This window comes from Pseudomonas sp. A1230, assembly GCF_044218825.1.
GTDB lineage: Bacteria > Pseudomonadota > Gammaproteobacteria > Pseudomonadales > Pseudomonadaceae > Aquipseudomonas > Aquipseudomonas iridis.
In genome coordinates this window covers 4639651-4664493 of sequence record NZ_CP162582.1, presented here as the reverse complement: position 1 = coordinate 4664493, position 24843 = coordinate 4639651, and the positions used below count along the sequence as shown (strand labels likewise).

At 59.8% G+C, this 24843-nt stretch carries 27 protein-coding genes; 10 read left to right on the top strand and 17 right to left on the bottom strand.

From position 1 onward, the window contains the following. Positions 1-13 precede the first annotated feature (13 nt). From AB4P97_RS21860 to AB4P97_RS21850, 3 genes are all read right to left on the bottom strand, one after another. Positions 14-1609, bottom strand: a complete 1596-nt coding sequence (locus tag AB4P97_RS21860; RefSeq protein ID WP_395601608.1) for a GMC family oxidoreductase N-terminal domain-containing protein — start codon at positions 1607-1609, stop codon at positions 14-16. A gap of 91 nt (positions 1610-1700) precedes the next feature. After that, on the bottom strand, positions 1701-2246 hold the full coding sequence (locus tag AB4P97_RS21855) for a twin-arginine translocation pathway signal protein (protein WP_395601607.1): 546 nt from the start codon (positions 2244-2246) through the stop codon (positions 1701-1703). A gap of 32 nt (positions 2247-2278) precedes the next feature. Further along, a complete protein-coding gene (locus AB4P97_RS21850; protein ID WP_042561567.1) occupies positions 2279-3709 on the bottom strand; it encodes a coniferyl aldehyde dehydrogenase in 1431 nt (476 codons plus the stop codon). 147 nt (positions 3710-3856) lie between these two features. On the opposite strand from AB4P97_RS21850, the gene AB4P97_RS21845 reads away from it, so the two are divergent. Continuing rightward, positions 3857-4528, top strand: coding sequence for a TetR/AcrR family transcriptional regulator (locus AB4P97_RS21845; protein WP_047303967.1), 672 nt, complete (start codon positions 3857-3859; stop codon positions 4526-4528). A 30-nt stretch (positions 4529-4558) separates the two neighbouring features. Further along, the gene (locus AB4P97_RS21840; protein WP_395601606.1) at positions 4559-5413 is read left to right on the top strand and encodes a sulfurtransferase; all 855 of its coding nucleotides are present in this window, start codon (positions 4559-4561) and stop codon (positions 5411-5413) included. Between the two features lie 60 nt (positions 5414-5473). Here the strand turns inward: AB4P97_RS21840 and AB4P97_RS21835 are convergent, their stop codons facing one another. From AB4P97_RS21835 to AB4P97_RS21815, 5 genes are all read right to left on the bottom strand, one after another. Further along, positions 5474-6472 (bottom strand): hydrolase, encoded by a 999-nt coding sequence (locus AB4P97_RS21835; RefSeq protein ID WP_042562236.1) that lies wholly within the window; start codon positions 6470-6472, stop codon positions 5474-5476. A 262-nt stretch (positions 6473-6734) separates the two neighbouring features. After that, complete coding sequence (locus AB4P97_RS21830) at positions 6735-7985, bottom strand: M16 family metallopeptidase (RefSeq protein ID WP_395601605.1); 1251 nt, start codon at positions 7983-7985, stop codon at positions 6735-6737. A 146-nt stretch (positions 7986-8131) separates the two neighbouring features. Continuing rightward, positions 8132-8743 (bottom strand): 16S rRNA (guanine(966)-N(2))-methyltransferase RsmD, encoded by a 612-nt coding sequence (rsmD, locus tag AB4P97_RS21825; protein ID WP_042561563.1) that lies wholly within the window; start codon positions 8741-8743, stop codon positions 8132-8134. Beyond that, on the bottom strand, positions 8743-10233 hold the full coding sequence (locus AB4P97_RS21820) for a pitrilysin family protein (RefSeq protein WP_042561562.1): 1491 nt from the start codon (positions 10231-10233) through the stop codon (positions 8743-8745). The genes rsmD and AB4P97_RS21820 overlap by 1 nt, the downstream gene beginning before the upstream one ends. Further along, positions 10226-11581, bottom strand: a complete 1356-nt coding sequence (locus AB4P97_RS21815) for a M16 family metallopeptidase (protein WP_395601604.1) — start codon at positions 11579-11581, stop codon at positions 10226-10228. Before AB4P97_RS21815 ends, AB4P97_RS21820 begins: the two co-directional genes overlap by 8 nt. Positions 11582-11925: 344 nt before the next feature. Here AB4P97_RS21815 and ftsY point away from each other — a divergent pair, with 344 nt between their 5' ends. The 4 genes from ftsY to rpoH all read left to right on the top strand — a co-directional run bounded on the left by ftsY (position 11926) and on the right by rpoH (position 16092). Continuing rightward, a complete protein-coding gene (gene ftsY / locus AB4P97_RS21810) occupies positions 11926-13434 on the top strand; it encodes a signal recognition particle-docking protein FtsY (RefSeq protein WP_395601603.1) in 1509 nt (502 codons plus the stop codon). Further along, entirely contained in the window at positions 13431-14102 is a 672-nt protein-coding gene (ftsE, locus tag AB4P97_RS21805; RefSeq protein WP_042561559.1) for a cell division ATP-binding protein FtsE, read from the top strand. Before ftsY ends, ftsE begins: the two co-directional genes overlap by 4 nt. Further along, the gene (gene ftsX / locus AB4P97_RS21800; protein ID WP_042561558.1) at positions 14099-15124 is read left to right on the top strand and encodes a permease-like cell division protein FtsX; all 1026 of its coding nucleotides are present in this window, start codon (positions 14099-14101) and stop codon (positions 15122-15124) included. Before ftsE ends, ftsX begins: the two co-directional genes overlap by 4 nt. A gap of 113 nt (positions 15125-15237) precedes the next feature. Further along, complete coding sequence (rpoH, locus tag AB4P97_RS21795; RefSeq protein ID WP_042561557.1) at positions 15238-16092, top strand: RNA polymerase sigma factor RpoH; 855 nt, start codon at positions 15238-15240, stop codon at positions 16090-16092. 150 nt (positions 16093-16242) lie between these two features. Here rpoH and mtgA read toward each other — a convergent pair whose 3' ends face one another. Next, complete coding sequence (mtgA, locus tag AB4P97_RS21790) at positions 16243-16965, bottom strand: monofunctional biosynthetic peptidoglycan transglycosylase (RefSeq protein ID WP_042561556.1); 723 nt, start codon at positions 16963-16965, stop codon at positions 16243-16245. A gap of 74 nt (positions 16966-17039) precedes the next feature. Here mtgA and AB4P97_RS21785 point away from each other — a divergent pair, with 74 nt between their 5' ends. From AB4P97_RS21785 to trmB, 4 genes are all read left to right on the top strand, one after another. Further along, the gene (locus AB4P97_RS21785; RefSeq protein ID WP_042561555.1) at positions 17040-17411 is read left to right on the top strand and encodes a DUF423 domain-containing protein; all 372 of its coding nucleotides are present in this window, start codon (positions 17040-17042) and stop codon (positions 17409-17411) included. 80 nt (positions 17412-17491) lie between these two features. Continuing rightward, positions 17492-17692, top strand: coding sequence for a sulfur carrier protein ThiS (gene thiS / locus AB4P97_RS21780; RefSeq protein ID WP_162184594.1), 201 nt, complete (start codon positions 17492-17494; stop codon positions 17690-17692). Between the two features lie 60 nt (positions 17693-17752). After that, on the top strand, positions 17753-18547 hold the full coding sequence (locus tag AB4P97_RS21775) for a thiazole synthase (RefSeq protein ID WP_042561554.1): 795 nt from the start codon (positions 17753-17755) through the stop codon (positions 18545-18547). A gap of 8 nt (positions 18548-18555) precedes the next feature. Then, a complete protein-coding gene (gene trmB, locus AB4P97_RS21770; RefSeq protein ID WP_042561553.1) occupies positions 18556-19281 on the top strand; it encodes a tRNA (guanosine(46)-N7)-methyltransferase TrmB in 726 nt (241 codons plus the stop codon). Between the two features lie 130 nt (positions 19282-19411). Here the strand turns inward: trmB and AB4P97_RS21765 are convergent, their stop codons facing one another. The 8 genes from AB4P97_RS21765 to AB4P97_RS21730 all read right to left on the bottom strand — a co-directional run bounded on the left by AB4P97_RS21765 (position 19412) and on the right by AB4P97_RS21730 (position 24840). Further along, positions 19412-19735 carry a DUF3392 domain-containing protein gene (locus AB4P97_RS21765; RefSeq protein ID WP_007913629.1) on the bottom strand — a complete coding sequence of 108 codons (324 nt, stop codon included), beginning with the start codon at positions 19733-19735 and terminating at the stop codon, positions 19412-19414. A gap of 22 nt (positions 19736-19757) precedes the next feature. Further along, positions 19758-20963 (bottom strand): radical SAM family heme chaperone HemW, encoded by a 1206-nt coding sequence (gene hemW / locus AB4P97_RS21760; RefSeq protein ID WP_395601602.1) that lies wholly within the window; start codon positions 20961-20963, stop codon positions 19758-19760. Beyond that, entirely contained in the window at positions 20960-21556 is a 597-nt protein-coding gene (gene rdgB, locus AB4P97_RS21755; RefSeq protein ID WP_042561550.1) for an RdgB/HAM1 family non-canonical purine NTP pyrophosphatase, read from the bottom strand. The genes hemW and rdgB overlap by 4 nt, the downstream gene beginning before the upstream one ends. Beyond that, positions 21553-21987, bottom strand: coding sequence for a DUF4426 domain-containing protein (locus AB4P97_RS21750; RefSeq protein ID WP_042561549.1), 435 nt, complete (start codon positions 21985-21987; stop codon positions 21553-21555). Before AB4P97_RS21750 ends, rdgB begins: the two co-directional genes overlap by 4 nt. An 18-nt stretch (positions 21988-22005) precedes the next feature. Then, positions 22006-22626 carry a methionine biosynthesis protein MetW gene (gene metW / locus AB4P97_RS21745; RefSeq protein WP_042561548.1) on the bottom strand — a complete coding sequence of 207 codons (621 nt, stop codon included), beginning with the start codon at positions 22624-22626 and terminating at the stop codon, positions 22006-22008. 7 nt (positions 22627-22633) lie between these two features. Then, entirely contained in the window at positions 22634-23773 is a 1140-nt protein-coding gene (locus tag AB4P97_RS21740; RefSeq protein ID WP_042561547.1) for a homoserine O-acetyltransferase, read from the bottom strand. Between the two features lie 186 nt (positions 23774-23959). Then, on the bottom strand, positions 23960-24253 hold the full coding sequence (locus AB4P97_RS21735) for a DUF167 domain-containing protein (RefSeq protein ID WP_042561546.1): 294 nt from the start codon (positions 24251-24253) through the stop codon (positions 23960-23962). Beyond that, a complete protein-coding gene (locus AB4P97_RS21730; protein ID WP_042561545.1) occupies positions 24250-24840 on the bottom strand; it encodes a YggT family protein in 591 nt (196 codons plus the stop codon). The genes AB4P97_RS21735 and AB4P97_RS21730 overlap by 4 nt, the downstream gene beginning before the upstream one ends. Positions 24841-24843: the final 3 nt, after the last annotated feature.

Sequence of the window (24843 nt, the reverse complement as noted above, 5' to 3'; positions counted from 1 at the left end):
ATATCCTGCTTTTTCACGGATTTTTCAGCCTGTCGGCGAGGGAAGTGGCCAATTGTGCAGTCAGACCGTACACCGACAATTGCGGGTTGGCGCCAATGCTGGTGGGGAATAGCGAGCCGTCATGAATCGACAGATTGCTCAGTTGATGATGGCGGCCAAGGCTATCGGTGACCGCGGTTTTCGGTTCTTCACCCATCGCGCAGCCGCCCATGACGTGGGCGCTGCCCAGCCGTGTGCGATACAACTCAAGGCTCAAACCATCGATCAGGCTGCGCGCCTCGGCCAGCGTCTTCACGTAACGCGCGTCGGCATGCATTGGCATCACCGCTTTAGCGCCACCGGCGAACTGGATCTCGGCCATGTTGTGGAACGCGCGGCGCAAGCCTTCCCAGGCGTAAGGCGAAACCTGATAGTCGAGCACCGGCGAGCCGTCGCCGCGCAACTCGACATTGCCGCCCGGGCTGTCCGGGTGAAAACCGTCGCGCAATAACGCCAGCATCGCGTGGGTGTGTGGGAGATCGGCCATGTGCTGCGCGCTCTCCTGACCAAATCCGCCCAGCAGCGTGGCCGCCAGCGCCGGGTGCAGTGGCGGCACTTCCAGTTTGTAGCCTATCGGCCCGGTGACACCGTTCTTCCATTGGAAGTGGTCGGAGTAGATCGATTGCGGCGCACCGTAAAAAGGGTTGATCACCTCGTCGAAGCGTCCGGCGGACATGTTCACCAAGTGCAGAAACGTGCGTTTGCCCACTCGCTGATGCGGATCCGGCGCTTCGGAGCGCAGCAGCAGGGCCGGACTGTTGATACCACCGCCGGCCAATATGTAATGCCGCGCCTTGACGGTGATTTTGCGTCCGGTCGGCTCGACGCAGCGTTCATCCATGGCCACGCAGTGCAGGCCGGTCACTTTGTCGCCGTTGATCAGCAGTTTTTCCGCGCGGGCGAGGTACAGCAGTTCGCCGCCCTTTTCCAGGGTGGCCGGAATGGTCGTGACCATCATCGATTGCTTGGCGTTGGTCGGGCAGCCCATACCGCAGTAGCCGAGGTTCCAGCAGCCGCGCACATTGCGCGGAATCACGTGCCAGCTATAGCCGAGTTGCTCGCAGCCTTTGCGGATCACGTCGTTGTTGGGGTTCGGTGGAACCATCCACGGCGCGACGCCGAGGCGCTGCTCCATTTTTTCGAACCATGGCGCCATGTCGGCAGGGCTGTGGCCCTTGACGTTGTGCTCGGTGGCCCAGTGTTCGAGGGTTGGCTCTGGGGTGCGGAAGCTCGATGTCCAGTTGATCAGCGTCGTGCCGCCGACCGCGCGGCCCTGCAGGATGGTGATCGCGCCGTCCTTGCTCATGCGGCCGATGCCTTCCTGATAGAGGCTGCTGTAGGCCTTGTCCTCAAGCATTTTGAAGTCGGAGCTGGTTTTCAGCGGGCCTTCTTCGATCAGCAGCACTTTATAGCCGGCGGCGCTGAGGATTTCCGCGGTGGTACCGCCACCGGCACCGCTGCCGATGATCGCGACATCGGCCTCAAGGGTCAGATCATCGGCCAGTTGCGCGCCATTGTAGGTTTTCCAGCCTCGGGCGAGGCCTTCGCGGAAGGGGTCGGGTACGGGCATCGATCAGGCTCTCTTTATTATTTTTTGATTCGACTGTGCGGCGACTGACGCTATCGCGGGCAAGCCCGCTCCCACAGGTCTAGCGTGATGTTCAGACCGTGGGCGGGCCGGGATAACCGCAGTGCGTCCAGGATTCGCCGCGGTTGTACCAGGCCATCAGCACCATCTGCTGCAAAGAGCTGTGGCCCATGCGCAGCAGGCTCAACGAGCTGTTTTCCCAGCGATCAAGAAAGCTGCGCATTGCGTCGGGACTGGCGTTTTCCCAACTGCCCCAGATCCCGGTGAGCGGCCCGCGCATCACGGTCATGCCCAGCACGTCGAACAACTGTCGTGTGAGTTTGAGCATTTCCGGCGACAGGTGATCGAGGCTGTAATCCAGCGACTTGAGAGTGCCTGCCACCGCGTCCGGCATTTTCTCTGGAGCCGCGGCGCCATCGAGCATCACCGGAATCAGTGCGCGCAGAAACAGCAGGTCGCCGTCGCGTAACGAGACGAAGCCATTGGCTGCGACGCTCGACGAGCAGCCGCTGAGGCTGGCGCCGAGTCCGGCGGTGGCGAGAAATGCCGTGGCGCCGAGGCTGAATTTCAGCAGGCCACGGCGCGACAGTGCAGGTGTATCGGTCAGGCTTGGGTGCATTGTTTTTATTACCCGGCGGCGATGACGAATGTTTAGCGGATGAACAGCTTCTGGATCAGCTTCTGAATCGATTTTCCATAAGGCGGGTAAATCAGTCGGGCCGCATTGAAGCGCTGTTTAATCAGCACCCCTTTGGCTTTGCTGAAGGTCAGGAACCCTTCGTGACCATGGTAATGGCCCATCCCCGACGCGCCGATGCCGCCGAAGGGCATGTCGTCCTGCGCCACATGCAGCAACGTGTCGTTCAGGCACACGCCGCCGGAATGGGTTTCGTGCAGCACGCGGTTCTGTTCGCGTTTGTCGTAGCCAAAATAGTAAAGAGCCAGAGGTCGAGGCCGCTGATTGATGTAAGCGAATGCCTGCTCCAGATCTCGATACGGCACGATCGGCAACAGCGGGCCGAAGATTTCATCCTGCATCACCGTCATTTCGTCGCTGACATTCAACAACACACTGTGCGGCATGCGCCGGCCCTGACCCTGATCGAACAGCGGAATCAGCAGCGCGCCCTTGCTGGTGGCATCACTGACGTAACTGTTGAGTCGGGCCAGTTGGCGTTCGTTGATGATCGCGGTGTAGTCCGGGTTGTCGGTGAGGGTCGGATAAAAACCCTGTACGGCCTGGCGATAGGCTTCGACGAAGCCGCCGACCCGGTCTTCCGGCACCAGCACGTAATCGGGGGCGACGCAGGTCTGCCCGGCGTTGAGGGTTTTACCGAAGGCGATGCGTTCGGCGGCATCCTTGAGCGGCACATCACGGGAGACGATGGCGGGGGATTTGCCGCCCAGTTCCAGCGTCACGGGCGTGAGGTTTTCTGCTGCGGCGCGCATGACGTGCTTGCCGATGCTGGTGGCGCCGGTGAACAGCAGATGATCGAAGCGCAGACGGGAAAACGCCACACCGATGTCAGCTTCGCCAAGCACCACACAGACCAGATCTTCGGGGAAGATCCGCGCCAGCAGTTCCTTGAGCAACAGGCCAGTGGCCGGGGTCGATTCACTGAGTTTGAGCATCACCCGGTTGCCCGCCGCCAACGCGCCGACCAGTGGGCCGATGGCCAGATACAGCGGGTAATTCCACGGCACGATGACGCCGATCACGCCCAGCGGCTGGTAAACCACTTTCGCCGAGGCTGGCTGGAAAGCCATGCCGACCTTGCGTCGCGAGTCTTTCATCCAGCCTCTGAGATGGCGACTGGCGTAGTGAATGCCATGCAGGCTCGGCATCAATTCGGCAAGCAGCGTTTCATCGGCGCTGCGATGGCTGAAATCGGCACTGATTGCCTCGATCAAAGCCTGACGCTCGTTGCTGAGCAAATCGCGCAGTGCCTTGAGCCATTGCTGACGCTGGGCAGCAGGTGGCATCGGGTTGGCGGCGTACGCGGCCCTTTGCGCATTGAACTGCCGATCAAGTGCTTGCAGTGGCTCCTGTAGCGTTTGCAGGTAGGCAATATCGGCAGTCATGGTCGGCTCCGGATTTATTATAATGAGGCACTTTTTAGAGTCTATGCTCTAGAAAGTCAAATGACTTCCATGCACAGCAGTGTTTTATCCATTTCCGGTTAGGTCGTAAGATGCTCCTCAACGCACTCTGAATTAAAGCTCAAGCCCATGGCCCCACGAATAAAAACCAGCGAGCGTATCGTGCTGAACAGTCTCGAACTGTTCAATCAACAGGGCGAGCGCAGCATCAGCACCAATCACATCGCCGCCCACATGGAGATTTCTCCGGGCAACCTCTACTACCACTTCCCCAACAAGCAGGCGATCATCGCCGTGTTGTTCAGTGAGTACGAGAGCCTTGTCGACAGCTTCCTGCGCCCGCCGCAGGGGCGCGCCGCGACCGTCGAAGACAAGCGTTTCTATCTCAAGGAGCTGCTCTCGGCGATGTGGCGATATCGCTTTCTGCACCGCGACCTCGAGCATCTGCTCGACAGCGATCCGGAGCTGGCCGCGCGCTATCGGCGTTTTTCCCAGCGCTGCTTGATCCAGGGCGGGGCGATCTACGAAGGTTTTGTTGCCGCCGGGATCCTCGACATGGACCGCGTGCAGATCGAATCCCTGACCCTCAATGCCTGGATCATCCTGACCTCCTGGGTGCGCTTTCTGTGCACCACTCGGGAAAACTCCAATCACCTCAGCGAACAAGCCATCAAGCGTGGCGTGTACCAGGTGCTGGTACTGGAGGCCGGGTTTGTCACCGCGCAGGCGCGTGAAGAGGTCAATGCACTGTTCGAGGAGTTTTACGTGCCGCTGGCCCAGGCCCTCGACGACGTGAAGTAAACCGTTTCGTTGAATTCACAGGAGCCCGTTATGCCGATTGCGCAACTGATCAGTCCCAACGCACTGGATGCCCGCAAGGAACAGCCGGGGCTGGTGATTCTCGATTGTCGTTTTGCCCTTGATGACCCGGATTACGGGCAGCGCAGTTATGCCGAGGGGCACATTGCCGGGGCGGGCTTTGCCGATCTGGAGCGCGACCTCAGTGGCAAAGTGGTCAAAGGCGTGACCGGGCGTCATCCTTTGCCCGAGCCGACAGCGCTGGTCGAGCGCCTGCAAGCCTGGGGCATCAATGCCGATAGCGACGTGGTTTTGTATGACGACGGCCCCGGTGCCTACGCGGCGCGTGCCTGGTGGTTGCTGGCGTGGCTGGGCAAGCGCGACGGCGTGTTCATTCTCGATGGCGGGCTCAAGGCCTGGCATGCGGCGGGTCTGCCGCTGAGTCTGGATGCGCCGACCCTCACGCCTGGTTATTTCAGTGGTCAGCCGGACATGAGCCTGCTGCTAAGTGCCGAGCAATTACAACAACGCCTCGGTCAACCCGCGTTGACCCTGATCGATGCGCGAGCCTTGCCGCGTTTCATGGGGGAAGTGGAACCGATCGACCCGATCGCCGGGCACATTCCCGGTGCGCAATGCGCGGCGTTCACCGACAACCTGGGCAGTGATGGGCGATTCCTGCCGGCCGATCAGCTCAAACAGCACTTTGCCGCGAAGCTTGGCGAGCGCTCGCCGTCGGAACTGGTCGCCTATTGCGGCTCAGGCGTGACGGCATGTCACAACCTGTTTGCGCTGTGTCTGGCCGGGTATCCATTGGCTTCGCTGTATGCCGGGTCCTGGAGTGAGTGGATCAACGAGCCTTCGCGCGGTATTGCCACCGGCGAATAAGCTCAAAAGATCACCGTCTGCGGTGCGGTTTGCCAGAAAGGGATCGACTGCCTTGATCGTTCAAGACGCAAGGCGCGCCAGCCACTGCGGGATGCGCCGTTCAAGGTAGTAATCCGGTCGGCGAAGCGTGCCATCGACAAAACCGACGTGGCCACCCTTGGGCTGCAATTCGAACTGCGTGCAGGCAGACAACTCTTCAGCGCTCGGCAAGCTGTGAGGGAAGACGAAAGGATCGTCCGCTGCCTGGATAATTAATGTCGGCGTACGAATCTCGCCAAGAAAGTAGCGGCTCGATGCACGGCGGTAGTAATCGTGCGCATCGGTAAATCCGTGCAGCGGCGCCGTTACCCGGCCATCGAAATCCCAGAATGTGCGCATGTTTTCCAGTGAGCCGAGCGCGGCCAGCTCGGCCAGACTGTCTTCGCGGCCATCGTGCTGAAACTGCCGTTGCTTGTTCTTGATGTAGCCGACCATCTCGCGCATGAAATGCGCCTGATAGATCTTCGAAAAGCCTTGTCCGATACGGTCGGCGCATTGGTCGAGCCGAAACGGTACCGACACCGCCACGGCACCGATTACGCCGCTGGCGCTGCCGGTTTCGCCCAAGTGCTTGAGCAGCACGTTGCCCCCCAGGGAATAACCAACGGCATACAGCGGCGCCAGTGGTCGCTTGGCGCGCAGGTGCCGAATGGCTTCGGCGAGGTCTTCGCTGGCCCCGGAGTGATAGCTGCGCGACAGCAGATTCGGCTCGCCCGAACAGCCACGCCAGTTGAGCGCGACACTGGCCCAGCCTTGAGCGCCCAGCACTTTTTGCAGGCCGGCGACATAAGGCGAATTGGACGAACCGGTCAGGCCGTGCAACACCAGCACCAATGGCGCATCGGCGCTGTGCGGGCCGTGCCAGTCGAGGTCGAGGAAGTCACCGTCTGCAAGCCACAAGCGTTCACGTTCGCGGTCCAGGTGGGTGGTTTTGCGCCAGAGCGGTCCCCACAAGGTTTGCAAGTGCGGGTTGCCGAGGCCGAAGGCTGGCGTAAAACGGGGGCTTGATGTTGGGTTCAGTGACGGCACGGCAACTCTCGACAGGTCTTGCGCAAAGCGGCGGGCGTATCAGGCGCTGACGCTTTCAATGAAAGAACCTAACTTGCCACAAAGCCTGTTTCGACGCGACATCACCCTGACGGTTACCAGGCGCCACCGATCAGCAGACCGGTGGCGTTTCACTGTTTCATTTATTGCTTGAGCGTCAGGCACTGCGTTGCTTGACGCTGCTAGTGAGCGGTTTAAAAAACCGAACCGCTACAGTCGCAGACTGTTTAAAGCGTTACTTCGGTTTTGTTCCGATCGGCAATGCACAAACGACGGTGGCATTTTCGCGGGTGAGGTAGGCGTTGGCTGCAACATGAACGTCCTCAGGGGTGATGCTGCGCAACAGCCCGACTTTATCGTCAAGCAACTGCAAAGGCTGACCTGATCCATACAAATAGGAGAGCGCTTCTGCCTGGTGCTCTAGTGAGCTGTTCCAGACTTGAGGCAGCGAACAGGCTTTTTTGACGGCGGAGTCGATCTCTTCAGCAGAGAAAGGGGAACGCTTCACTTCATCCAGAAACTTCCAGAAGTTCTCTTCGGCTTCCTGTGGGTCGCCGTGGATATAAAAAGCAAGGCCGAGAATTGTATTGCCTTGATTGTCTCCAATGAACCTCGGTACAACTCCACCACGCTTTTCCTGGAGTGCGGCCAAACGTGGGAGGGTATCGCCTTCAAGCAAGGAGCCTAATACTTCCAGTTCATAAGCCAGCGGTGTGTTGAATATGAAGATCATCATGGAATACTCGGGGTGTTGAGTATCCAGGTACTGCGTTATCCGGCGATAGCCGGGCGCTGCCGGAACTTGCACCGCAGATCTGAACGAAGGCTCACCTCGTGGGATATCTGCGAAGTGGCGTTCGACCAAGCGCCGGGCTTCTTCAATTCCAATATCGCCAGTGATTGCCAGCTGTGCGTTGTCGGGGCAGTGCCGACTCCGCCGCAAGTTCCGTATGCGATCGGGAGACAATCGTTCAAGGTTGGCCGAAACCGCCTGATGGGATCTGTAGTGCCTGCTGCCTGCGTACACAAGGCATTCGATTTCTGGGCTGTACCATATCGGTGATAAGAAGAAGGATTCCTTCTTGTTCCTGTCTCTGGTGATATTCAGAGCATTGTGCAGCGATTCGTCCGGCAGATCTGTTGTCATCAGCTTCGACTGGAGCTTGAGCGCGCTTTCCAAGTGTTCTACCGGTACCAATAGCGAGTCAGTCAGTTGGCCAGAGCCAGGGGAATCGCCGTAACGGAACCGAGTACCTCCGCTTTCTGTAATGAAGGCCTCGTAATCGTTTTTTAGATATCGCAGTGCACGCAGTAGCACGTTGCCCGTCCCGAACTCTTCAGGGCGCTCGTCACCGCGGCTGGCGAAAGTCAGTGTTAGTGCAACTTGAGGTGTTCGGTGATCTTCTCGCACTACAACTTTCAAACCATTGTCGAGCGTGAATTCATGAAGCGGATTAGGGGTATATGCGAGGGTGTTTGTATTCATTGAAGTTTCATCCATGATGTTTAGGCGACTAATTTCGCTTGCACAAGATGGATGAAACAGAGGCCTCTCGCTATTGCTGAACTATTGCAACTTAATTAAAACCCGAGTTGGAAGCTCGGGCAGTCAAGTTGCCTGCTCAAGCGTGTTCAAGCGATTGTTTCTGCCAGGCGATGCCACAACGCGTAATACACGCGACCGGATTTCTGCTCGCGATGCAGACGCCAGTTTTGCGGCAGGCCGAGGGTCGATGGGGCGCTTTCGCTTTCGGTGTAAACCCAGGCGTCATCGGCCAGCCATTGGCGCTCTTCGAGCAGCGTGCACACGGTGGGCAGCAGGTTCTGATTGAACGGTGGGTCGAGGAACACCAGGTCGTACGCGGTGGCAGTTTGCGTTTCCAGATAGCGCAGGGCGTCGGCAGTTTGTACCTGACCGTTGGTGCAGCGCAGGGTGCCGAGGTGTTCCTTGAGGCTTGAAACGGCGATATTACTGGCGTCCAGCGCCTGGCCCATGGCGGCGCCACGGGACAGTGCTTCGAGAAACAGCGCGCCGCTGCCGGCGAACGGATCGAATACCTTGGCCCCTTCCACGTAAGGCGCGAGCCAGTTGAACAGGGTCTCACGCACGCGGTCCGGCGTTGGGCGCAGACCCGGCGCATCGGGGAAGCTCAGCTTGCGGCTGCCCCATTCACCACCAATGATGCGCAGTTGATTCACGCCGTTGTGCACGTTGTGAACAGGTTTTTTTGGACGAGTAGCCATTAATGCTCCGGAACCCCGAGCGGTTGCTCGGCAGGTTTATCAGATGGGGCCGGTAACGGCTTTTGCGGCACGGTCGGGCCAGCGGTGACGATGACCATTTTGTCCGTGCTCAAGTGTTTGTTCAGTGCGTTGCGGACCTGCTCTACGGTCAGGCTCTGGGACTGACGCATGAAGTCATCCAGATAGCTCAACGGCAGATTATAGAAGCCCATGGCGCCGAGTTGGCCAACAATGTCGGCGTTGCTCGCAGTGGACAGCGGGAAGCTGCCGGCCAGTTCGCGTTTGGCGTCGTCGAGTTCTTTCTGGGTCGGGCCGGTTTTCAGGTAGTCGGCGAGCACATCCTGCACCAGTTTCAGAGTGCCTTCGCTCATTTCGGCGCGGGTCTGCAGGTTGATCAGGAACGGGCCGCGAACCTGCATCGGGCTAAATCCGGAATACACGCCATAGGCCAGCCCGCGTTTCTCGCGAACTTCGCTCATCAACCGGGTGCCGAAACCACCGCCGCCGAGTATCTGGTTGCCCATCGACAATGCCGCGTAGTCCGGATCATCACGATCGATGCCCAACTGCGCGATCATCAGGTTGGTCTGCTTCGATGGGAATTCGATGTGACCGACGCTGGCTTGCGGTTCCTGTGGCTGGGCAATTTTCGCCATTGCCGGGCCTTTCGGCAGGGCTGCGGAAACCTGATTGGCAATCGCCTCGGCGTCAGCGCGGGACAGGTCGCCGACCAGCGCGATCACCACGTTGCCGGCAGCGTAGGCTTTGGCGTGGAATTCACGCAGTTGCGCGAGGGTGATCTTCGGTACGCTCTGCTCGTTGCCGTCGCTCGAATGCGCGTACGGGTGATCGCCATACAGGCGCTTCATCAGCTCCAGGCTGGCAAGTTTGCCGGGGTTCTGTTTCTGGTATTCGAATCCGGCGAGCATCTGATTCTTGATGCGCGCGAACGAGTCGGCAGGGAAAGTCGGTTTGCCGACGACTTCCGAGAACAGACTCAATGCCGGCTCGCGCTGGTCAGCGGCGCTCAGACTGCGCAGCGAAGCCAGCGCCATGTCCTTGAAAGCACCATTGCCGAAATCCGCGCCGAGGCCTTCGAAACCTTGGGCGATAGCACCGACGTCCTTGCCGGCCACGCCTTCATTGAGCATCGCGTTGGTCAGCACCGCCAGACCCGGCGCGTTGCCGTCCTGACTGCTGCCGGCGGCGAAGATCAGACGCATGTCGAACATCGGCAGTTCGTGGGCTTCGACGAACAGCACCTTGGCGCCTTCGGCGGTGTTCCAGGTTTGCACGTCGAGTTTGCGGCTTGCCGGGGCCTTGCCGTCGAGTTCGGCCAGCGATTGCAGCTTCTGCGCGGACTTGGCGTTGTCCAGTGCTTCGCTCGCCTTGCTGTCAGCGCTTGGCGACAGATAGAAAGCAGTGGCACCGATCACCGCGACAGCGATCAGACCAAGCAACAACAGGCGTGGGGTTTTGCGCTCACTCATGAGTCGTCTCCAGTGGCAGTACATGGGCGACGCTGAGACGTTCGCGGGTGAAATACAGCTTGGCGGCGTTCTGGATGTCTTGCGGGGTGACGCTCTCCAGATCGGCCAGTTCGGTGTCCATCAGTTTCCACGACAGGCCCACGGTCTCAAGCTGACCGATGGCCGTGGCCTGGCTGGTGATCGAGTCACGCTCGTAGACCAGGCCGGCAATCACTTGCGCACGCACGCGTTCCAGTTCTTCGGCGGACGGCGCGGTGGTTTTCAACTGCTCCAGCAGCTTCCACAAACCGGCCTCGGCTTGCGCCATGGTCTTTTTCTTCTGCGTGTTGGGCGTGGCCGAGAGGGTGAACAGGCTGTCGCCGCGAGTGTAGGCGTCGTAGCTCGACGAGCCGCCGGACACCAGCTCTTCGCCGCGCTCCAGTTGGGTGGGAATGCGCCCGCTGTAACCGCCATCGAGCAGCGCTGAAATCAACCGCAGCGCGTTAACCGAACGTTTGTCTTCGGCAGTGGCGATGCTCGGCACGTTGAAACCGAGCATCAGGCTAGGCAGTTGTGTCTGCACATGCAGGGTGATCTTGCGCTCGCCGGGCTCGGCCAGTTCCAGCGGTTGTTTCGCCGGAGGTACGTCGCGTTTGGCGATTGGGCCGAAGTAGCGTTGGGCGAGGGTTTTGACTTCGTCCGGGGTGACGTCGCCGACGACCACCAGCGTGGCGTTGTTCGGCACGTACCAGGATTGATACCAGTGACGCAGCTCTTCAACCTTCATCCGGTCGAGGTCAGCCATCCAGCCGATTGTCGGCGTGTGATAACCGCTGGCCGGGTAAGCCATCGCCTTGTAACGCTCGTAAGCCTTGGACATCGGCTTGTCATCGGTGCGCAGACGGCGCTCTTCCTTGATGACTTCGATTTCCTTGGCGAACTCGTCGGCCGGCAGGCGCAGGTTGGCCATGCGATCGGCTTCCAGTTCGAAGGCCACGGCCAGGCGGTCGCGCGCCAGCACCTGGTAATAAGCGGTGAAGTCATCGCTGGTGAACGCGTTCTCTTCGGCACCGAGGTCGCGCAGGATCAGCGAGGCTTCGCCGGGGCCGACTTTCTCGCTGCCCTTGAACATCATGTGCTCAAGCGCATGAGACAGACCGGTCTGGCCCGGGGTTTCGTAGCTGGAGCCGACCTTGTACCAGACCTGCGACACCACCACCGGCGCGCGATGGTCTTCGCGCACGACGACCTTCAGGCCGTTGTCGAGGGTGAATTCGTGGGTCGGTTGCGGGTCGGCCGCCAAGGCCGAAAGGGGCAGGCAGACTGTGCTGAACAGCAGGCCTGCAGCGCGGCGGGCTAGAGCATTCATTCGTTTTTTAACCTGTTGAGCTGCCCGCTTGGTCTTAGCGTCGGCGGGCGAGGAGGTGCTAGGATACTGATCCGTTTTACCGGCGACCACGCCTATCAGGTTTTCAGGCCTGATGCGGCTGTATAGGTTGGCGGCAGAAAGCAGCGGTTTATCGACTAGACTTCGCTTTTTCGCCGATTTTTCCGGTTTAGTCCTTCGTTAATACGAATCTTTGGGGTGCCGCTGGCGCCTCGACAAAATGTTGCGCGTGAACAAGCTGGGTGAAACACAGTCTGTTCTGCATCGAATATTTATTTGCCGGGGCGCCCTTATGGCGCGTCGCTACCGTGAGATAGCCGTCCTCCATGTTTGGTTCCAACGACGACAAGAAGACCCCAGCTGCGGCTGGCGAGAAGAAAAGCCTGTTCGGATGGCTGCGTAAGAAACCGCAGGAACCCGTCGTCGAACAGCCGCCCGCGATTCCTGAACCGGCCCCGGCGCCTGCTCCGTTAATAGAAGAAGAGCCGACGCCGATTGTGCTGCCGAATGCCGAACCGGTGTTGCAACCGGTCGAGCCACAACCGGAGCCTGCAGCGCCTGTGGCCGTTGAGCTGCCGCTGACTCCGGCGGCTGAGCCATGGCTGACCTTGCCAGTGGCGGAAGAGCCGGTGGCGCTGGTTGAAGAGGCTGCGCCGCATATCACCCCGCAGATTCCTGCGCCGGCTGCGTTTGTTCAAGAGGTCGCTCCGGCTCCTGTGGTGGCTGCGCCCGTTGTTTCAGAGCCTGTCCCTGAACCTATCGCTTCCGAGCCTGTTGCTCCGGTGGTTGCTGCCCCTGTTGCTCCAATCCTTCAACAGCCCGAGCCAGCACCTGCCCCCGTGGTTGCTGCTCCAGTCTTGCCGGTCGAAGTGGTTGCCGAAGCCCCGCGCACCGAAGAAACCAAGGCCGGTTTCTTCGCCCGCCTCAAGCAAGGTCTGTCGAAAACCAGTGCCAGCATTGGCGAGGGCATGGCCAGCCTGTTCCTGGGCCGCAAAACCATTGATGACGAGCTGCTGGATGACCTCGAAACCCGTCTGCTGACCGCCGACGTTGGCGTCGAAGCCACCACGCAGATCATCCAGCGCCTGACCCAAAAGGTCGCTCGCAAGGAACTTGCCGACGCCGATGCGTTGTACAAATCCCTGCAGGCCGAACTGGCTGCGATGCTCAAACCGGTCGAGCAGCCGCTGAAAATCGTTTCGCAGAACAAACCGTTCGTGATCCTTGTGGTCGGCGTCAACGGTGCCGGCAAAACTACCACCATCGGCAAACTGGCGAAGAAGCTGCAACTGGAAGGCAAGAAAGTCATGCTGGCCGCCGGTGACACCTTCCGCGCTGCTGCTGTTGAGCAGTTGCAGGTATGGGGCGAGCGCAACAAGATCCCGGTGATCGCCCAGCACACGGGTGCCGATTCCGCTTCGGTGATCTTCGACGCCGTGCAAGCCGCCAAGGCGCGTGGCATCGACGTGTTGATCGCCGACACCGCCGGTCGTCTGCATACCAAAGACAATCTGATGGAAGAACTGAAAAAGGTTCGCCGTGTGATCGGCAAGCTCGACGCCGACGCACCGCACGAAGTGCTGCTGGTACTCGACGCCGGTACCGGCCAGAACGCCATCAACCAGGCCAAGCAATTCAACCAGACTGTCGAACTGACCGGCCTGGCGCTGACCAAACTCGACGGCACCGCAAAAGGTGGGGTGATCTTTGCCCTGGCCAAGCAGTTCGGTCTGCCGATTCGCTATATCGGCGTCGGCGAAGGCATCGACGATTTGCGTACCTTTGAAGCCGAACCCTTTGTCCAGGCACTCTTTGCCGAGCGGGAGCGTTCATGATTCGTTTCGAACAGGTCGGTAAACGCTACCCGAACGGACACGTCGGCTTGCATGAGCTGAGCTTTCGAGTCCGTCGCGGCGAGTTCTTGTTTGTCACCGGCCACTCCGGTGCCGGTAAATCCACGCTATTGCGCCTGTTGCTGGCAATGGAGCGTCCGACCAGCGGCAAGCTGCTGCTCGCCGGGCAAGACCTGAGCACCATCAGCAATGCGCAGATTCCGTTCCTGCGCAGGCAGATTGGTGTGGTGTTCCAGAACCACCAATTGCTGTTCGATCGCACGGTGTTTAACAACGTCGCGTTGCCGTTGCAGATTCTCGGGCTGTCCAAGCCCGAAATCGCCAAGCGCGTCGATTCGGCGCTGGAGCGCGTGGCGCTGTCGGATAAAACCGATCTGTACCCGGGCGACTTGTCCACCGGTCAGCAACAGCGCGTCGGCATCGCCCGCGCCATCGTCCATCGTCCGGCCCTGCTGCTGGCGGACGAACCGACCGGTAACCTCGACCCGCGTCTGGCGGCCGAGATCATGGGGGTGTTCGAAGACATCAACCGTTTGGGCACCAGCGTGCTGATCGCCAGTCACGACCTGGCGCTGATCGCCCGTATGCGTCACCGCATGCTGACCTTGCAACGTGGCCGATTGATCGGCGACGGGGAGGCCGGGGTATGAGTGCTACTCGCAGTCCGAAGGTTTCCGAGCGCGTGGCCCCGAAAGCCGCCGATCCGCAACCGGCCAAAAAGAAAAAACACGACGATGACGACGGCCCTGACTTCGCCACGCTGTTCCGTGCCTGGGTCGAAAGCCATCGCGCCAGCCTGCTCGATAGCCTGCGTCGTCTCGGCAAGCAGCCGATCGGCAGTTTCTTCACCTGCATGGTGATGGCGGTGGCGCTGAGCCTGCCGATGGGTCTTTCGCTGTTGCTCAATAACGTCGAGCGTCTCGGCGGATCGTGGCAGCGTGCGGCGCAGATCTCGCTGTACCTGCAGCTCGACGCCAGCCCGGAGCAGGGCGAGTCGTTGCGCGAACAGATCAAAGGCATGCCCGGCGTAGCTGATGCTGAATATGTCGGCCGCGATCAGGCGCTGGAAGAGTTTCAACAGCAGTCCGGTTTGGGCGAAGCACTGCGCGAGCTGCCGGAAAACCCGCTACCGGGCGTGGTGCTGGTGACGCCGAACGAGGTCGACAAGACCACCCTGGAAGCATTAAGACAAAAACTTTCCGAGCTGCCGAAGGTACAACAGGCACAACTTGATCTAGTCTGGGTCGAGCGTCTGGCCGCCATCCTCAAGCTCGGCGATCGTTTTGTCTTCGGTCTGACGGTGCTGCTGGTTTCTGCATTACTTTTGGTGATAGGCAATACCATTCGTCTTCATATTGAAAACCGCCGCACAGAGATAGAAGTGATTAAACTCGTCGGCGGCACTGACAGCTATGTGCGGCGCCCCTTCCTTTATATGGGCGCGTTGTATGGCTTCGGTGCGGGGCTGTTGTCCTGGGGCGTATTGGCGTTCGGCCTGGACTGGCTGAACGATGCGGTGGTTGGATTGGCCGGCTTGTACGGCAGTGATTTCGCGCTGGCCGGAGTGCCAGTTGCCGATGGTCTGTCGCTCTTGCTTGGCGCGGTGCTGTTGGGTTATATCGGTGCATGGATTGCAGTCGCACGTCATCTCAGGGAGCTGGCGCCGAAGTAGAATCTTTTTTGCGCGTGATTGGCCTTACGGTTTTTGGGAACTTGTACCTGAGTTCCCGGTCAATTTTTCGCAGTGCTGAGAAGCACGAGTATGTAAGTCGGAGGTTTTTTCGTATGACCAATTCTTTGCAACCTGCGTACGCGTTGGTTCCAGGCGCAAACCTGGAAGCCTATGTGCACACCGTGAACAGCATTCCATTGCTGACGCCGGAGCAGGAGCGTGAACTGGCCGAGAGTCTCTATTATGAGCAGGATTTGGGGGCGGCTCGGCAGATGGTGCTCGCCCACCTGCGTTTTGTCGTACACATTGCCCGTAGCTATAGCGGCTACGGTCTGGCTCAGGCTGACCTGATCCAGGAAGGTAACGTCGGCCTGATGAAGGCCGTAAAGCGCTTCAACCCGGAAATGGGTGTGCGCCTGGTGTCGTTCGCTGTGCACTGGATCAAGGCGGAAATTCACGAGTTCATCCTGCGCAACTGGCGCATTGTGAAAGTCGCGACCACCAAGGCCCAGCGCAAGCTGTTCTTCAACCTGCGCAGCCAGAAGAAACGTCTGGCGTGGCTGAATAACGAGGAAGTCCACCGTGTGGCGGAAAGCCTCGGTGTCGAACCGCGTGAAGTGCGCGAGATGGAAAGTCGCCTGACCGGCCATGACATGGCTTTCGACCCGGCTGCGGAAGCGGACGACGACAGCGCTTTCCAGTCGCCGGCCAACTATCTGGAAGACCACCGGTACGACCCGGCGCGTCAACTGGAAGATGCCGACTGGAGCGACAACTCCAACAACAACCTGCACGAAGCTTTGGAAGTGCTGGACGAACGCAGCCGCGACATCCTCTACCAGCGCTGGCTGGCAGAAGAGAAAGCCACGCTGCACGACCTGGCGCAGAAGTACAACGTGTCGGCCGAGCGAATCCGTCAGCTCGAAAAGAGCGCGATGAACAAGCTCAAATTGTCGATTGCCGCATAACCGGCCCCTGACAACAAAAAATGCCCCGATCAGCGATGATCGGGGCATTTTTGTTTGAAAATCAAAAGATCGCAGCGTGCCGCAGCTCCTACACGGGACCCGCATTCACCTGTAGGAGCTGCCGAAGGCTGCGATCCTTTGATCTTGAAGTCACTGCGCCCACGGTGCACGCCGCGAATCATTCAGACTCAGCAGATAACTCGTCCCACCCAGCTGACTCATTTGCTGTCGAATCCACCCGGCCCGACGTGCGACATAAGCCGTCGGATGGCTCGCGCTCCACACCCGCGGGTTGGGCAATACCGCCGCCAGATAACTCGCCTGCTGTCGGGACAACGACTTCGCGCTCACGCCGAAATGATGTCGCGCTGCGGCTTCGGCGCCAAACACGCCGTCATCCCACTCGACACTGTTCAGATACACCTCGAGAATCCGCTGTTTGGGCCACAACACCTCGATCAGCGCAGTAAACCAGGCTTCCAGGCCTTTACGCAGATAGCTGCGCCCCGCCCACAGAAACAGGTTTTTCGACACTTGCTGGCTCAACGTACTGGCGCCGCGAATTGAGCCGCCGAGTTCGTTGTGCGCCAGCGCTGCCTGAATTGCGCTGAAATCAAAGCCCCAATGCTCGGGAAATTTCTGGTCTTCGCCAGCCATGACCGCGACTTTGAGATCGTCGGAAATCTCGTCCCACGGCTTCCAGGTGCGCTGCAGGTCGATCGGCTCGCCGTCGATCCAGGATTCGACCTTGCGCTCGACCATCAGCGCGGTGCCCGGCGGCGGTACGAAGCGAAATACCAGAACCAGCAATACGCTGCCCCCCGCGAACCAGAGCAGGGCCTTCGTGAGACGACGGAAAATTGAACGCAACATAGAGATGGCTTGGCCGAACCCGTGGAGCGGGCCATTATACAGACCCTGCCGATCGAGTCTGACTGGAGTTCCCAATGCTGCGTGGCTTTTTGATGCTGGCCGCTTTTTTTGGTTTCACGGGTGTCGCGCTGGGTGCGTTTGCCGCCCACGGCCTCAAAAGCCGTCTGACACCTGAGTATCTGGCGATTTTCCACACGGGCGTCACCTATCAACTGGTGCATACACTGGCGTTGTTCGGTGTGGCATTGCTGGCTACGCAGATTCAGGGGCGACTGGTCACTTGGGCCGGTATCTCGTTCACTGTCGGTATCCTGCTGTTTTCCGGCAGCCTGTACCTGCTGACAACCACCGGTATCAGCAAGCTCGGCATCATCACCCCGTTCGGCGGGTTGGCGTTTCTCGTCGGCTGGGTGTGCCTGGGCCTGGCTGCCTGGCGCTTGCAATGAACCGCTTGACGCTTGGTACTGACCTTTAGGTCATGATCGGGCTAGAATGCCAGCCCCTAAAAATGATGGCGGCATTGCGCATGCGCATTCAGTTGAACGGTGAATCCCTTGAACTGCCCGACGGTGAAACCGTTGCGGCCCTGCTGACCCGTCTGGATCTGACCGGACGCCGGGTGGCGGTCGAACTCAATCTGGATATCGTCCCGCGCAGCCAGCATGCCGACACCGCGCTAAACGACGGCGATAACGTCGAGGTGGTTCACGCCATCGGCGGCGGCTAATCGCGCGGCCCACAAGGGCACAGAATTCTGCAAGACCCTCACCCCTAAAGAGGATTCCCCATGAGCATCGTTCGTAGCGACAAGCCTTTTGTGCTAGCCGGTCGTACTTACCAGTCGCGTTTGCTGGTCGGTACCGGCAAGTACCGTGACATGGAAGAAACCCGCCAGGCCATCGAAGCCTCGGGTGCCGAGATCGTCACCTTCGCCGTGCGCCGCACCAACCTCGGGCAGATCGAAGGCGAACCGAACCTGCTCGACGTATTGTCGCCGGATCGCTACACCTTCCTGCCGAACACCGCCGGTTGCTACGACGCCATCGAAGCCGTGCGTACCTGCCGCCTGGCCCGTGAGCTGCTCGACGGTCACAATCTGGTAAAGCTGGAAGTACTCGCCGACCAGAAAACCCTGTTCCCCAACGTGATCGAAACCCTCAAGGCCGCCGAAACACTGGTCAAGGAAGGTTTCGACGTGATGGTTTACACCAGTGATGACCCGATCATCGCCCGTCAACTGGCGGAAATCGGCTGCATCGCCGTCATGCCGCTGGCCGGTCTGATCGGTTCTGGCCTGGGTATCTGCAATCCATACAACCTGCAGATCATCCTTGAAGAAGCAAAGATTCCGGTATTGGTAGACGCCGGTGTCGGCACCGCCTCCGATGCCACCATTGCCATGGAACTGGGCTGTGACGCAGTGCTGATGAACTCGGCCATTGCCCACGCGGGTCAGCCAGTGATGATGGCCCAAGCCATGCAACACGCGATCGTCGCGGGCCGTCTGGCCTACCTCGCCGGCCGCATGCCGAAAAAACTCTATGCCAGCGCCTCTTCGCCGCTGGATGGTCTGATCAAGTAAGAGCCAAGATGACTGAATCGAACGACACGCCTATCCAGCCGGAAGAGGGCGACGAGCGCCAACACCGCCGCATCAAGAGTTTCGTGATGCGCGCCGGGCGCATGACCGAAGGCCAGCAGAAAGGCCTGGATCAAGGCGCACCGCTGTTCGTGCTGCCATTGGCCGATGAGCCGGTCGATTACGATCAGGTTTTCGGCCGTTCGGCACCGCGCTCGCTGGAAATCGGTTTCGGCATGGGCCATTCGCTGCTGGAAATGGCCGCTGCTGCACCGGATCAGGATTTCATCGGCGTTGAAGTTCACCGTCCGGGTGTCGGCGCGCTGCTCAATGGCGTACTGACGCAGGGCCTGACTAACCTGCGGGTCTACGATTGCGACGCGATCGAAGTGCTCAACCGCTGCATCGCCGACAACAGTCTCGACCGCCTGATGCTGTTCTTCCCGGATCCGTGGCACAAAAGCCGTCACCACAAGCGTCGTATCGTCCAGGCGTCGTTCGCTGAACTGGTGCGCAGCAAGTTGAAGGTCGGCGGCATTCTGCACATGGCTACCGACTGGGAGCCGTACGCCGAATACATGCTGGAAGTCATGAACGTCGCCCCGGGCTATCGCAACCTCGCCGAAGACGGCAAGTGCGTACCGCGCCCGGCCGAACGCCCGATCACCAAGTTCGAACGCCGCGGCGAACGTCTTGGGCATGGCGTGTGGGATCTGAAGTTCGAAAAGCAGTCGTAAGCATTACGCAGTAACAATGTGGGAGCGAGCCTGCTCGCGAAAGCGCTCTGACAGTCAACGATGAAGTTGAATGTCATGACGCCTTCGCGAGCAGGCTCGCTCCCACATTTGCTTTGTGTATGGCTCGAATTCAGCGGCGGTCGGCGACTACGCCGATCAGCACCAGTACCACCAACAACACCGGCGCCAGGCTGTAATTGTTGAACTGGCTCAGGCCTTTGATTACCCACGGTGTGGCGTAAATCAGCGCTGCGCCGCTGCCGATCACGCACAGCAGCGCCATCAGTGGTACGCGCAGGGCGCCGGCAATGCTGCCCAGACGTTGTTCGACCCAGCCTTTGAAGTCGGCGCCGAACAGCACCAAGAGGCAGCCCACCAGTGCCAGGGCGATTTCCGAGAGGTTGCTGCGGCTCCAGCGGGAGACGGTGGCGAGCAGGTCGAGTATCAAATCCATGCGTTTTCCCTTAGCACTGAAATCAGTTCAGAAATTGTTGCAGCAAGTCATTGAGGAACAGCTGTCCGCGCTCGGTGGCCGCCAGACGTGACGGTTCGACCTGCAACAGACCGCTTTGTTCTGCGGCTGCCCGGCCTTCGGCGAGGCTTTCCAGCGACAGCCCCGTGCGCTGCGGATACAGGCGCGATTCGACGCCAGCGGTCAGGCGCAAAGCATTCATCAGAAACTCGAACGGCATCTCGTCATTGGTCAGGGCTTTTTCGCCAGCCTGAAAGCTTTTGGCCGGGTTGAGATAGTCCTTCGGCAAACGGGTTTTCCAGGTGCGTACGATGCGCCCGTCCGGATGGCTGAGCTTGCCATGCGCACCCGCGCCGATGCCGATGAAGTCGCCGAAACTCCAGTAATTGAGGTTGTGCCGCGCCGGGCGGCCGGTTTGGGCATAGGCCGACACTTCGTATTGCGCGTAGCCGTGCTCGGCCAGCAGCGCTTGCCCGGCTTCTTGAATGTCCCATAGCGTGTCGTCTTCCGGCAGCACAGGCGGCTGATTCCAGAACACGGTGTTCGGCTCCAGCGTCAGTTGGTACCAGGAGATATGCGTGGGATTCAGTTCGATGGCCTGGCGCAGATCGCTCAGCGCATCGTCCAGCGACTGATCGGGCAGGCCGTGCATCAAGTCGAGATTGAAGTTATCGAACCCGGCCTGCCGCGCCATGCCAGCCGCACGTACCGCTTCGTCGCCGTTATGGATACGGCCGAGGGCCTTGAGTTTTTCCTGCTGGAAACTCTGGATACCGATCGACAGGCGATTGATCCCCAACTTGCGATACGCGACAAACTTCTCCTGCTCGAAGGTACCGGGGTTGGCTTCCAGCGTGATTTCAATGTCGTGAGCAAACGGAATGCGCTGCTCTACGCCCTCCAGCAAGCGCCCGAGCGCCTCGGCACTGAACAGGCTCGGCGTACCGCCACCGAAGAAAATCGAGCTGATTTCGCGACCGTAGACCGCATGCAGATCCTGATCGAGATCGGCCAGCAACGCGTCGACGTACTCCTGCTCCGGCAGCACCGGGCTGGCGGTGTGCGAGTTGAAGTCGCAATACGGGCATTTGCGTACACACCACGGGATGTGGATGTACAACGACAGGGGCGGCAACGTCGGCAACGGCGCCCGTGGCGAAGAAGCGGCGCCGCCGACTATCAGCGACGACGCAGAAGAGTCATGGGTCATTTCAAGCCCAGACGCTGGCGCAGCAGATCCATTGCACGGGCGCGGTGGCTGATCTGGTTCTTGTCGGCAGGCGTCAGCTCGGCACTGGAGCAATCACGCTCCGGCACCCAGAACAGCGGGTCGTAACCAAAACCGTGTTCGCCGCTGGCCGCCGTCAGCATGCGCCCGTGCCACAAGCCTTCGCAGAGGATCGGCAACGGATCGTCGGCGTGACGCACCAGTGCCAGAACACAAACGAACTGCGCGCCGCGCTCGGCCTCAGGAACGTCCTTCAAGGCATCGAGCAGTTTTGCGTTGTTTGCCGCATCGCCCTTGCCGTCGGCATAACGCGCCGAGTAGATGCCCGGTGCACCGCCGAGGAAATCCACAGCCAGACCGGAATCATCGGCCAGCGCCGGCAGCCCGGATATGCGTGCGGCATTGCGTGCCTTGAGGATCGCGTTCTCGACGAACGACAGACCGGTTTCTTCCGGCTCCACGTTGCTCCACTCACCGATCGAGCGCAGTTGCACCGACTCGCCGAGCATGGCCTGGAGTTCCTTGAGTTTGCCGGCGTTGTGGCTGGCCAGTACGAGCTGCTTGAGGTTCATCATTCGCCGGGGAAAAGTTCTTGGTTGAAATTGATGGTGTTGATCTTGTCGCCATTCTGCACCTTGATTTCAAAGGTGCGGGTTTCCTGCTGTTCCACCGGGTACTGGGCGATGTAATAGATCGCGCCCTGTTCGGTGACCTGGCGGAAATTCAGCGGCACGCTTTTGCTGGTCAGGTCTTTGACCGTGCCGGTGACATTGGCGACCAGTGGTTTGCCGTCTTTGATCACCGAGACATTGATTACGCCTTGGTTTTTGCTGCGGATCAGTTCGGCAGCCTTGGCGATGTCAGGCGTCAGAAAGGTGGAATTAAAGGTGTTGTAGTGAACGGTGACATCACCAAACACTTCCTTGCGCTCGCCCTTGATCGCGTCGGCGGCGACCGCCGAAAAGCTCAGACATGCTGCCAACAGCGTACCAATCAAACGTCTCATGCTCGTTCTCCTCGAATGTCAGACCGCGATTTGGTGATCTGCCAGTACCGGGCTGCTGACGCGGTAGATACCAATCTCACCTAACAGATTAGGCCATAGCTTACTGGCCCACCCGTGGCGGTGCTGTTGATCCACGGCAAGCCGATCAATGACCTTCGCGTCACGTTCGCGGCAAAGTTCTTCAAAGTCTTCGAAGGTGCAGAAGTGAATGTTCGGCGTGTTGTACCAGGTGTAGGGCAAAAACTCCGACACCGGCATGCGCCCCTTGCTCGCCAGATACCAGCGGCAGCGCCAGTGGCCGAAATTGGGGAAGGTGATGATGCACTGACGACCGACCCGCAGCATTTCGTCGAGGATCTTGTCCGGGTAGTGCACGGCTTGCAGGGCCTGGGTCATGACGACGATGTCGAAACTGTTGCTGGCAAAGTTGCCGAGGCCCTTGTCCAGGTCCTGCTCAATGACGTTGACGCCTTTGGCCACGCACTGGGCAATGTTGTCAGCATCGTTTTCCAGGCCATAACCGGTGACCTGCTTGTTGTCGCGCAGCCAGGTCAGCAGTTCGCCGTCACCGCAACCGAGGTCGAGGACGCGGCTGCCGGCGGGGATCCATTCCTGGATGATTTCCAGATCAGCTCTCATGGCTTTCTCACAACGTGATGCGGTTCATGTAATTGCCGAACGCCTGCAAGTAGCGAGGGATCGGAATCAGGAAGGCGTCGTGGCCCTGCGGTGCGTCGATTTCCAGATAGCTGACGTCTTTGCGCGCCGCCATCAGTGCATCCACCAGCTCACGCGAGCGCGCCGGGGAGAAGCGCCAGTCGGTGGTGAAAGACATCACGCAGAACTTGGCCGTGGCGTTCTCGAAGGTTTTCGCCAGGTTGTCGTCGAAGTTCGCCGCCGGATCAAAGTAATCCAGCGCCTTGGTCATCAACAGATAGGTGTTGGCGTCGAAGCGTCCGGAGAACTCTTCGCCCTGATAACGCAGGTAGCTTTCGACCTGGAACTCGACACTGTGGAAGTCGTAGTTGAGCTTCTCGCTCTTCAGGCCACGGCCAAATTTCTCGCCCATCGAATCGTCGGACAGGTAGGTGATATGGCCGACCATGCGCGCCAGCATCAGGCCGCGCTTGGGGATTACACCCGCTTCCTGGAACGAACCACCGTGGAATTCCGGGTCAGTGAGAATCGCCTGGCGCGCCACTTCATTGAACGCGATGTTCTGCGCCGACAGCTTGGGCGCCGAGGCGATGGCCAGGCAGTGACGCACGCGATCCGGATAAGTGATGGTCCATTGCAGCGCCTGCATACCACCGAGGCTACCGCCGATCACCGCGGCCCACTGGCCGATGCCGAGCAGGTCAGCGAGACGCGCCTGGCTGTGCACCCAGTCTTCCACGGTGAGCACCGGGAAGTCGGCACCGAACGGTTTGCCGGTCTCAGGGTTGATGCTGCTCGGGCCGGTGGAGCCGTTGCAGCCGCCCAGATTATTCAGGCTGACCACGAAGAACTTGCTGGTGTCGATCGGTTTGCCGGGGCCGATGCAGCTGTCCCACCAACCGGGTTTGCGGTCGTCGACGCTGTGATAACCGGCGGCGTGATGATGGCCGGACAAGGCGTGGCAGATCAGCACGGCGTTGCTCGCCTGTGCGTTCAGCGTGCCGTAGGTTTCGTAGATCAGGTCATAGGCTGGCAGCGAGCGGCCACAGGCCAGGGCCAGAGGTTCGCTGAAGTGCGCCGTTTGCGGCGTCACCAGACCAACAGAATCGGGGGGAAAGGCAGTTGGCATCGACCCTGCTCTCGTTGAAATGAGGCGTAAGTCTAAAGACCGGGGGGGTTAGCGGCAAGCAACCATCTGGCCCTCATGTGTTCACTCTGGACCGAGGTGCCGCCATTCGCGAGCAGGCTCGCTCCCACAGGGGATTGCGTTTCAATGTGGGAGCGAGCCTGCTCGCGAATGGGACGACTCGGTGGATCAGGTCGGACGCATTAGATCTGGCAAATCCGGCAACTTCTTCGGCGAGCAAATCTTCACCCGTTTCTGCCGGTTCAACTCGCCACTGAGCAAGCTGACCTGGCTCTTGGACACCCCAAAAGCCTTGGCCAGAAAACCCATCAGATACGCATTGGCCTTGCCCTCGACCGGTGGCGCAGTCAGGCGGATTTTCAGGCGATCACCGTGCAGCCCGCAGAAATCATCGCTACGGGCTGCCGGTTGCAGGTGACACTCCAGAATCAGGTCGTCACCGTCCCAACGAAACCAGCTCACATCAGCAGACGGAGGATTTCCGGCATCATCGTCATCGCCGCCAGATTGTTGATCACCAGCATGTCGATCAGCTTCAGCGCGAGGAAGGCGAAGATCGGCGACAGATCCAGACCACCGAGGTTAGGCAGGAACTTGCGGAACGGCGCCAGGGCTGGCTCGCAGATCTGGTTGACCAGCTCGGCGCCCGGGTTGTGGCTGCCCGGAGCGACCCAGGACAGGATCACGCTGATGATCAGGGCAAAGAAGAAGATCTTCAGGAACAGCGCAGTCACGCCGATCAGCGACCAGATAAGCAGTTGCAGCGGGTTGCCGATGGTGCCGTAAGTCAGCAGCAGGGTCAGCGCCATCAGCGCCAGTTGCACCAGAATCGCCAGCACCAGCGACGACATGTCCAGACCGAACATGCTCGGGATGATCCGGCGCAGTGGCTTGAGCAGCGGCTGAGTCGCTTTGACGATGAACTGGCAAAGCGGGTTGTAGAAGTTCGCCCGCACCAGTTGCAGGACAAAGCGCAGCAGCACGATCAGCAGGTACAGGCTGCCGAGGGTTTGCAGCACGTAAACCGCTGCAGTGTTCAATCCAATCATGTA

Bases quoted from the DNA above. Each gene is read 5' to 3' on its own strand.
- AB4P97_RS21730 (WP_042561545.1), bottom strand. From the start codon at position 24,840: ATGATTGGATTGAACACTGCAGCGGTTTACGTGCTGCAAACCCTCGGC.
- rpoH (WP_042561557.1), top strand. From the start codon at position 15,238: ATGACCAATTCTTTGCAACCTGCGTACGCGTTGGTTCCAGGCGCAAAC.
- AB4P97_RS21860 (WP_395601608.1), bottom strand. From the start codon at position 1,609: ATGCCCGTACCCGACCCCTTCCGCGAAGGCCTCGCCCGAGGCTGGAAA.
- AB4P97_RS21765 (WP_007913629.1), bottom strand. From the start codon at position 19,735: ATGGATTTGATACTCGACCTGCTCGCCACCGTCTCCCGCTGGAGCCGC.
- AB4P97_RS21845 (WP_047303967.1), top strand. From the start codon at position 3,857: ATGGCCCCACGAATAAAAACCAGCGAGCGTATCGTGCTGAACAGTCTC.
- ftsE (WP_042561559.1), top strand. From the start codon at position 13,431: ATGATTCGTTTCGAACAGGTCGGTAAACGCTACCCGAACGGACACGTC.
- trmB (WP_042561553.1), top strand. From the start codon at position 18,556: ATGACTGAATCGAACGACACGCCTATCCAGCCGGAAGAGGGCGACGAG.
- AB4P97_RS21750 (WP_042561549.1), bottom strand. From the start codon at position 21,987: ATGAGACGTTTGATTGGTACGCTGTTGGCAGCATGTCTGAGCTTTTCG.
- AB4P97_RS21785 (WP_042561555.1), top strand. From the start codon at position 17,040: ATGCTGCGTGGCTTTTTGATGCTGGCCGCTTTTTTTGGTTTCACGGGT.
- metW (WP_042561548.1), bottom strand. From the start codon at position 22,626: ATGAGAGCTGATCTGGAAATCATCCAGGAATGGATCCCCGCCGGCAGC.
- ftsX (WP_042561558.1), top strand. From the start codon at position 14,099: ATGAGTGCTACTCGCAGTCCGAAGGTTTCCGAGCGCGTGGCCCCGAAA.
- AB4P97_RS21740 (WP_042561547.1), bottom strand. From the start codon at position 23,773: ATGCCAACTGCCTTTCCCCCCGATTCTGTTGGTCTGGTGACGCCGCAA.
- AB4P97_RS21775 (WP_042561554.1), top strand. From the start codon at position 17,753: ATGAGCATCGTTCGTAGCGACAAGCCTTTTGTGCTAGCCGGTCGTACT.
- hemW (WP_395601602.1), bottom strand. From the start codon at position 20,963: ATGACCCATGACTCTTCTGCGTCGTCGCTGATAGTCGGCGGCGCCGCT.
- AB4P97_RS21830 (WP_395601605.1), bottom strand. From the start codon at position 7,985: ATGAATACAAACACCCTCGCATATACCCCTAATCCGCTTCATGAATTC.
- AB4P97_RS21850 (WP_042561567.1), bottom strand. From the start codon at position 3,709: ATGACTGCCGATATTGCCTACCTGCAAACGCTACAGGAGCCACTGCAA.
- AB4P97_RS21840 (WP_395601606.1), top strand. From the start codon at position 4,559: ATGCCGATTGCGCAACTGATCAGTCCCAACGCACTGGATGCCCGCAAG.
- AB4P97_RS21855 (WP_395601607.1), bottom strand. From the start codon at position 2,246: ATGCACCCAAGCCTGACCGATACACCTGCACTGTCGCGCCGTGGCCTG.
- thiS (WP_162184594.1), top strand. From the start codon at position 17,492: ATGCGCATTCAGTTGAACGGTGAATCCCTTGAACTGCCCGACGGTGAA.
- rdgB (WP_042561550.1), bottom strand. From the start codon at position 21,556: ATGATGAACCTCAAGCAGCTCGTACTGGCCAGCCACAACGCCGGCAAA.
- ftsY (WP_395601603.1), top strand. From the start codon at position 11,926: ATGTTTGGTTCCAACGACGACAAGAAGACCCCAGCTGCGGCTGGCGAG.
- AB4P97_RS21820 (WP_042561562.1), bottom strand. From the start codon at position 10,233: ATGAGTGAGCGCAAAACCCCACGCCTGTTGTTGCTTGGTCTGATCGCT.
- AB4P97_RS21815 (WP_395601604.1), bottom strand. From the start codon at position 11,581: ATGAATGCTCTAGCCCGCCGCGCTGCAGGCCTGCTGTTCAGCACAGTC.
- rsmD (WP_042561563.1), bottom strand. From the start codon at position 8,743: ATGGCTACTCGTCCAAAAAAACCTGTTCACAACGTGCACAACGGCGTG.
- mtgA (WP_042561556.1), bottom strand. From the start codon at position 16,965: ATGTTGCGTTCAATTTTCCGTCGTCTCACGAAGGCCCTGCTCTGGTTC.